Source organism: Arthrobacter sp. NPDC057259, assembly GCF_042668995.1.
GTDB lineage: Bacteria > Actinomycetota > Actinomycetes > Actinomycetales > Micrococcaceae > Arthrobacter.
Window position 1 is genome coordinate 208,709 of the sequence record NZ_JBHUYA010000008.1, and the last position, 6,739, is coordinate 215,447.

Sequence of the window (6,739 nt, forward strand, 5' to 3'; positions counted from 1 at the left end):
GCGTAGATAAATGCGAACGGGACCCCACGTTTTCGGGGGGAACGCCGTGGGCAGTGGGGAGTTCATGTTGCCGGAGGTGGCCAGGACCATGCCGACGCCGTCGGCGACGGCCGCGCCCGCTGAGGTCACTCTCCCCTTAGGTGTTGCGGTGAACCCGGGGCGAAGATGCCGCGGACTCTCACTGGCGACGACTTCGGCAGTTAGAGCCTGGGCCGCGGCAGACCATGTTCCCTCTCGGCGCTAGCCTCCGCCTGCTTCTACGCCTTGGGCACCTTCGGCCGGCAGTCCGGCCACATGCTCGAACGCCTTCGCAACCCAGGCCCTGGCGCGTGGCTCATCGCTGCCGCCCTCGTCGCTCCAGATCTCCGGCAAACCGGTCCAGCCACCCATGGGGCGCTCGGCCGGCCCGAACGGAACGGTTCGCTCGGTGCCTTCGAGCGCGGCCTTGTCTTCCTCGAACAGCTTCACGCCGACGGTGGGACCGAACAGGCCGGCGAACATATTGCCGTTCTCGAAAGACCCCAGATTCCCGAACATCGGCTTGATAACTATCTCGGGGAGGTCTGGCACCAGCGAGCGGAAACGGTCCTTGTCGGCATCGGACGCCTTAGGCATTTCCATGGGTACCTCGGGGACGCTGAGGGCTACGGACGCGTTCCTGAAGGATATGCCGGCGGCCCCGCGGTTGATGGGCGTCCGGCGGCCCGCCTCGTAGACATCGGCACGGACAAGGGAGCCGTCTGCAAGGATGGAGCCATGACTCAGAACCCTCGCCAGCACCAGGAATCCGTCACGGTCAACGCCTCCGTCGAGGCGCTCTACGACCTCGTCTCCGACGTCACCCGCACCGGTGAGTGGAGCCCTGTGTGCAAAACCTGCTGGTGGGACGAGGAGGATAGCGCCGGCACCGTCGGCGCCTGGTTCACCGGCCGGAACGAGGTCCCGGGGCGGACGTGGGAGACCCGGTCGCAGGTGGTGGCTGCGGAACGCGGCCGGGAATTCGCCTGGGTGGTAGGCGGGAAGTACGTCCGGTGGGCCTTCACGATGACGCCGGCCGAATCCGGAACCGTCCTGACCGAGTCATGGGAATTCCTGCCGGAAGGCATCGCCATGTTCCAGGAGAAATTCGGCGACAACGCCGACGCCCAGATCGCCGACCGCACCCAGCAGGCGCTGGACGGCATCCCCAGAACCCTCGCCGCCATCAAGCAGATCGCCGAGAGCGTCCCCGCCGCCCAAATGTAACGGACTGGTAACATGAATCGATGCCAAATCAGCACGGATCCACCCGAGTCACGCAACTGGACGGCCTCCGCGGGCTGGCCGCCCTGGTGGTGGTTGCCTGCCACGCGATTTCCACGCTACCGTGGGTCGGCCGGGTCGTCTCGAACGACCGCTCCTCCCGGCTCACCAGCCCCGAGATGTGGGCGGTGTTCTCACCACTGCACGTTTTCTGGAACGGCACCCCCGCGGTCCATGTCTTCTTTGTGCTCTCCGGCTTCGTCCTAATCCTGCCGTTCACGAAGTCCCTCCCGGGCAGGAGCTGGGCGCCGTACTACGCCAAGCGGCTGCTGCGGCTCTACCTGCCGGCGTGGGCGGCGCTGGCACTCGCCGTCGTCCTCATGGTGCTGATCCCGCGCACGCCGTCGCCGTTGCAGAGCCCGTGGGCGGACATGTACGTCACCACGCCGGACCCGGGACAGGTCTTCCGCGACGCCCTGCTGCTGCTCAACGCCAGCACCATCAACACCCCGCTCTGGACCCTCCGCTGGGAGGTCGCGTTCTCGCTGCTGCTGCCGCTCTACGTCTTCCTCGCCCTGCGCTGGCGCCGGTTCTGGCACCTCAAGCTGGCCATCGCCCTGGGCCTGGCGGTCATCGGCGGCGTCTTCCACATCGAGGCGCTGACCTACATGCCAATCTTCGCCATCGGCTCCATCCTGAGCGCAGAACGGGAACGGATCCGCGAGCTGACCAGCGCCTGGCCGCGGGTGATCTGGCTGCTGCTGGCCGCCGTCGGGCTCTACCTCGCGAACGCCGAGTGGATCAGCCCCGAACCGCCCATCCCCGGCATCGAGGCCGTCATCACTGTGGGCGCCACCCTGATCGTGCTGGTGTTCCTGCTCTCCGGCTCGGCCAAGAAACTGGGCGACACCTCCCTCGCCCAGTGGCTGGGCCGTATCTCCTTCAGCCTCTACCTGGTGCACCTGCCGATCATCCTGGCCGCCGCCACCCTGCTGCGCGGCGTCTCGCTCCCGCTGGGCCTGGTCCTGGGCGTGGCGGCATCCTTCGGCGTCGCCGAGCTGTTCTTCCGCTACGTCGAACGCCCCGCGCACCGGCTCTCGGTCGCCGCGGGCCGCGCCGTCGAGCGGCGGATCACCAAGGGCAACCGGGCTGCGGCCGTCGCCGCAACAGGGCCCGCAGACGCTACGTCGAACCCCCGGCCGGGGACGGCGCCGTCGGCCGCGGACGTCCGGCAGGCCCAGCCGCAGTCCTAGCCGCCCGGCCCGGGCACTCCGCGTCATGTGGTAATTAACGGCGCCCAACTCCTGTAGTGTTGAACCTGTTGTTGTGTTTGCAGTTCGTAGTTCAGGCAGTACGCACGGTCGAAAGTCCGTGTTCTTCTGAAGCAGCGGTTTTGAGCACCCCACACCGGAGGGCCCGAAAGTCGGGATTTTCCCTCTACCTTCACGAAGGACAAAAATAATGGCTACTGGTACCGTCAAATGGTTTAACGCTGAAAAGGGCTTCGGCTTCATTTCCCCCGATGACTCCTCGCAGGACGTTTTCGCACACTACTCCGCGATCAACTCCTCCGGCTTCCGCTCCCTCGAAGAGAACCAGAAGGTCTCCTTCGACGTCGAGCAGGGCCCCAAGGGCCCGCAGGCAACCAACATCCAGGGCCTCTAATTTCTTAGAGTTCCGGGACCGTTAGGTTTCGAGCAGGGCCCGTCTTCGGACGGGCCCTGCTTTTTTGTGCCCTTCGGAAGCCGCCCGTGCCCCGTTCACACCGCCGCCACCAGCGGTTCATCCGGACCGGCAACGGTGGAGGCATGACTGAATTCAGCCGCCGCAATGTCCTCAAGGGTGCCCTGGCCGCCGCCGGTGCAGCCGCCGTCGTCCCCGGAACCGCCACCGCCGCCAGCGCGTCCGGCGTCGCCCTGGTCCGCAACCGCCTGACCCTGCCCTCCGGCATCTCCACCGGCGACGTCACCACCGGCTCCGGTGTCCTGTGGTCCCGCTCGTCCGGGTCCGGCACCCTGGTGGCGGAGCTGCTGGCTGTGGACGACGGCGGGTCCCTGCTGCGCGGCGGCCGCGCCTTCCGCCGGGTGCTGCGGGGCAGTGCCGCCACCGAGGCCACCGACTTCACCGCCCGGATCGACGCGAGCCACCTGCCCGCCGGCACCCGCTTCGCCGTCAGCATGCACTTCGAGGACGCGGACGGCCTCGCCGGCGAAACCGCGCAGGGCTCCTTCAGCACCGCCGCCGACACCGGGCTGCTGGCCAGCGGCCGGGAAGCCCGCGGCCAAAGCTTCGTCTGGACCGGCGACACCGCCGGCCAGGGCTGGGGCATCAACGAGGAGATCGGTGGGATGCGCGGCTACGCGGCCATGCACGCCACCCGCCCGGACTTCTTCATCCACTCCGGCGACACCATCTACGCCGACGGCCCCATCAGCGCCCAGGTCACCGAACCCGACGGGCAGATCTGGCGCAACCTGGTCACCGAGGAGGTCTCCAAGGTGGCCGAGACGCTCAACGACTTCCGCGGCCGGCACCGCTACAACCTGATGGACAAGAACATCCGCGCCCTCTACGCCGAGGTGCCCGTCATCGCCCAGTGGGACGACCACGAGACGCACAACAACTGGTACCCCGGCCAGATCCTCACCGACACCCGCTACACCGAACGCCGCGTGGACGTCCTCGCCGCCCGCGGCCGGCAGGCCTGGCAGGAATACCAGCCCATCGCCGGGGTGAGCGCCGGCGGCACCGGGTTCGAACCCGAACGGATCTACCGCAAGATCTCCCGCGGCCCGCAGCTGGACATCTTCTGCCTGGACATGCGCAGCTTCAAGGACCCGAACACCGACGGCAAGGAAACGCACCTGACCCACATCCTGGGCCAGGAGCAGACGGACTGGCTGATCCGCGAGGTCAGCCGCTCCAAGGCCACGTGGAAGGTGATCGCCAACGACCTGCCGCTGGGGCTGGTGGTCCCCGACGGGCCGGTGAACGAGGAATCGCTGTCCAACCACGACGACGGCGCCCCGCTGGGCAAGGAGCTCGAGCTCGCCGCGGTGCTCTCGGCGTTCAAGCGCAACCGGGTTAAAAACGTGGTCTTCCTGACCGCCGACGTGCACTACTGCGCCGCGCACCACTACTCGCCGGACCGGGCCGCGTTCACCGACTTCGACCCGTTCTGGGAGTTCGTGGCCGGCCCGATCAACGCTGGCAGCTTCGGGCCCAATGCCCTGGACGGCACGTTCGGCCCGAAAGTGGAGTTCTTCAAGGCCGGCGCCTACGCCAACGAGTCCCCGCGCAGCGGCACCAGCCAGTTCTTCGGCCACGTGGACCTCGGCGCGGATGACGTCTTCACCGTCAGCCTCCGCGACGCCAACGGCACCGTGGTCTGGAGCAAGTCCCTCCCGCCGCAACGGTAACCTCCGCGCGTGCGGGGGGCCGCCGTCGTGCGCGGATCCCCAAACGCCAGTGGGCCCCACCCGGAGAAGTCCGGGAGGGGCCCACTGGCGTTTGGCGAGAGGGACGTTACGGCGTCGGCATGCCGCCGTTGACGTTCAGCGTCTCGCCGATCACGTAGCTGGACTCGGGGGAGGCCAGGAACACGTAGGCCGGGGCGAGCTCGGCCGGCTGGCCGGCGCGGCCCAGCGGGGTCTCCTTGCCGAACTCCGGCAGGTCCTCGGTGAGCTGGCCGCCGCTGGGCTGCAGCGGGGTCCAGATGGGGCCCGGCGCCACGGCGTTGACGCGGATGCCCTTGGGCGCCAGCTGCTGCGCCAGGCCCTTGGTGAAGTTGTTGATCGCAGCCTTGGTGGAGGCGTAATCCACCAGCGTCTCCGAGGGGCTGTACGCCTGGATGGAGGTCGAGTTGATGATGGTCGCGCCGGCCGGCAGGTGCGGCAGCGCCTCCTTGGTCAGCCAGAACATCGCGTACACGTTGGTCTTGTACGTGTGGTCGAACTCGACATCGGTAATGTCGCCCAGGGCCTTCTGCGCCATCTGCTTGCCGGCGTTGTTGACCAGGATGTCCAGGCCGCCGAGCTCCCGGACGGCCGTCTCGACCAGCTCGCGGCACACGGCCGAATCCTTCAGGTCGCCGGGGACCTTGACCGCCTTGCGGCCGGCCTTCTCGATCAGGCCCGCGATCCGGGCGGCGTCCTCTTCCTCCTCCGGGAGGTAGGACATGACGACGTCGGCCCCCTCGCGGGCGAAGGCGATGGCCGTGGCGGCGCCGATCCCCGAGTCCGCGCCGGTGATGAGCGCCTTGCGGCCCTCCAGCCGGCCGGTGCCGCGGTAGGTCTCCTCGCCAAGGTCCGCCCTTGGGGTCATCTTCGCGTCCAGGCCGGGTTCCGGCTGGCTCTGCTCCGGCGGCTCAATCTGGTCATACGCCGTGACGGGGTTCCTGAACGTGTACTGGTCAGACATAGTTCTCCTCCGATAGGTGCGTGCGGCCCGGCCATCAGGCGGCCCGGGCTCGGGCGGCGGGTGGATCCCACGGCATGCTAAGCATGCTTATCAATCACCCTAGTTCGACGGCGGGGAGCGCGCAACGCGGGGGAGGGTCCGCCCTTGGCAACTGCGGTGTGTGGGACAAAGATGGCCCTAGCGGCGGTGGCGCCGTTTGCCGGGGGAGAGGACGCGATGAGCGGAGTCGACGATCTCCTGAAGCGCGGCGAGAAGCGGTGGGAAGCCGCACGACGTCGGGCTGCCGGCATCGGAGATCGGGGACTCGGGCCCGCGATTCGCCGCTACTACGGCCTCTATCTTCCGGCCGGCGCGCTTGTTATTGGGGCGGGGGTTGCCGTGGCGGGACTGCTCGTGTCCTTGGCCGGGCCGGTGGACTGGGAGCTGATAGTGGCGCTGGGCGTCCTTTGCGCCGTCCTGGCCGCCAGCGTCGGCGGCATCATCTACAACCGGAAACGGATTGCGCCGGCGGCCTCGCCAGGCAGGGTGGACGTCATGCTGTCCTTGACCGACGAGGAGCGGAAGTCCGTCCGTCGGCAGATCCGCGGGAAGGAGCCGATCGACCCTCGGTGGGTTGACGTGACCCGGGCCGCGGCCGTGCAACTCCGGCGGGGTCTGGCCACCCAGCTGATGTTGTTCCCGATTCAGGCGCTCATCTTTCTGCCGCAAGTCATTCACTGGGGTGGCCTCTTTTCGTGGCTCTTCGCGACGGCCTCGCTGCTGATGGGGGTGGGCTTGGTCTACACCTACTGGGACTTCCGCCGGGCAGGGGAGTTCATGGCGCGGACCCAGGGGAGTGCGCTCGCGGCTTAGGGCGGCCGACCGGCGAAGAGCCCTCGAGACGTGACGCGCTGCACAGAACCGGGTTCCCGTGTCTGACGGGAATTCGGCCCCTGCCACGCCCCGAAATCCCCGGGTTTCCGGGGGTTTTCGGGGCGGTGGATGGCCTTGGGGGTGCGATTTGTGTGGTCCGGTGTTCGTGTGTAAAGTTATTCGAGTCGCCGCCGCTGAAGCGGAAAGATAGCGACCGACCCCCTTG

Annotated in this window: 7 protein-coding genes; 5 read left to right on the forward strand and 2 right to left on the reverse strand. The window is 68.0% G+C overall.

Going from position 1 to position 6,739, the window contains the following annotated elements:
• Positions 1 to 240: 240 nt before the first annotated feature.
• Positions 241 to 621, reverse strand: coding sequence for a hypothetical protein (locus ACFUCU_RS14235; RefSeq protein WP_377973170.1), 381 nt, complete (start codon positions 619 to 621; stop codon positions 241 to 243).
• Between the two features lie 135 nt (positions 622 to 756).
• Here ACFUCU_RS14235 and ACFUCU_RS14240 point away from each other — a divergent pair, with 135 nt between their 5' ends.
• The 4 genes from ACFUCU_RS14240 (at position 757) to ACFUCU_RS14255 (ending at position 4,661) form a co-directional block, all read left to right on the forward strand.
• Positions 757 to 1,245 carry an SRPBCC family protein gene (locus ACFUCU_RS14240; RefSeq protein WP_377973171.1) on the forward strand — a complete coding sequence of 163 codons (489 nt, stop codon included), beginning with the start codon at positions 757 to 759 and terminating at the stop codon, positions 1,243 to 1,245.
• 20 nt (positions 1,246 to 1,265) lie between these two features.
• Positions 1,266 to 2,495: an acyltransferase family protein gene (locus ACFUCU_RS14245; protein WP_377973172.1), complete on the forward strand. Its 1,230-nt coding sequence runs from the start codon at positions 1,266 to 1,268 to the stop codon at positions 2,493 to 2,495.
• Between the two features lie 208 nt (positions 2,496 to 2,703).
• Positions 2,704 to 2,907: a cold-shock protein gene (locus ACFUCU_RS14250; RefSeq protein ID WP_208747914.1), complete on the forward strand. Its 204-nt coding sequence runs from the start codon at positions 2,704 to 2,706 to the stop codon at positions 2,905 to 2,907.
• Positions 2,908 to 3,050: 143 nt separating this feature from the next.
• Positions 3,051 to 4,661 (forward strand): alkaline phosphatase D family protein, encoded by a 1,611-nt coding sequence (locus ACFUCU_RS14255; protein ID WP_377973173.1) that lies wholly within the window; start codon positions 3,051 to 3,053, stop codon positions 4,659 to 4,661.
• A gap of 106 nt (positions 4,662 to 4,767) precedes the next feature.
• Here the strand turns inward: ACFUCU_RS14255 and ACFUCU_RS14260 are convergent, their stop codons facing one another.
• The gene (locus tag ACFUCU_RS14260; RefSeq protein WP_377973174.1) at positions 4,768 to 5,661 is read right to left on the reverse strand and encodes a glucose 1-dehydrogenase; all 894 of its coding nucleotides are present in this window, start codon (positions 5,659 to 5,661) and stop codon (positions 4,768 to 4,770) included.
• A gap of 144 nt (positions 5,662 to 5,805) precedes the next feature.
• Between ACFUCU_RS14260 and ACFUCU_RS14265 the strand changes: the two genes are divergently transcribed.
• Positions 5,806 to 6,513, forward strand: coding sequence for a hypothetical protein (locus tag ACFUCU_RS14265; protein WP_377973175.1), 708 nt, complete (start codon positions 5,806 to 5,808; stop codon positions 6,511 to 6,513).
• The last annotated feature ends 226 nt before the right edge of the window (positions 6,514 to 6,739 follow it).

What these genes read in the sequence shown, in the direction of transcription:
- ACFUCU_RS14235 (WP_377973170.1), bottom strand. Translation starts at nt 621, where the DNA reads ATGGAAATGCCTAAGGCGTCCGATGCCGACAAGGACCGTTTCCGCTCG.
- ACFUCU_RS14240 (WP_377973171.1), top strand. Translation starts at nt 757, where the DNA reads ATGACTCAGAACCCTCGCCAGCACCAGGAATCCGTCACGGTCAACGCC.
- ACFUCU_RS14245 (WP_377973172.1), top strand. Translation starts at nt 1,266, where the DNA reads ATGCCAAATCAGCACGGATCCACCCGAGTCACGCAACTGGACGGCCTC.
- ACFUCU_RS14250 (WP_208747914.1), top strand. Translation starts at nt 2,704, where the DNA reads ATGGCTACTGGTACCGTCAAATGGTTTAACGCTGAAAAGGGCTTCGGC.
- ACFUCU_RS14255 (WP_377973173.1), top strand. Translation starts at nt 3,051, where the DNA reads ATGACTGAATTCAGCCGCCGCAATGTCCTCAAGGGTGCCCTGGCCGCC.
- ACFUCU_RS14260 (WP_377973174.1), bottom strand. Translation starts at nt 5,661, where the DNA reads ATGTCTGACCAGTACACGTTCAGGAACCCCGTCACGGCGTATGACCAG.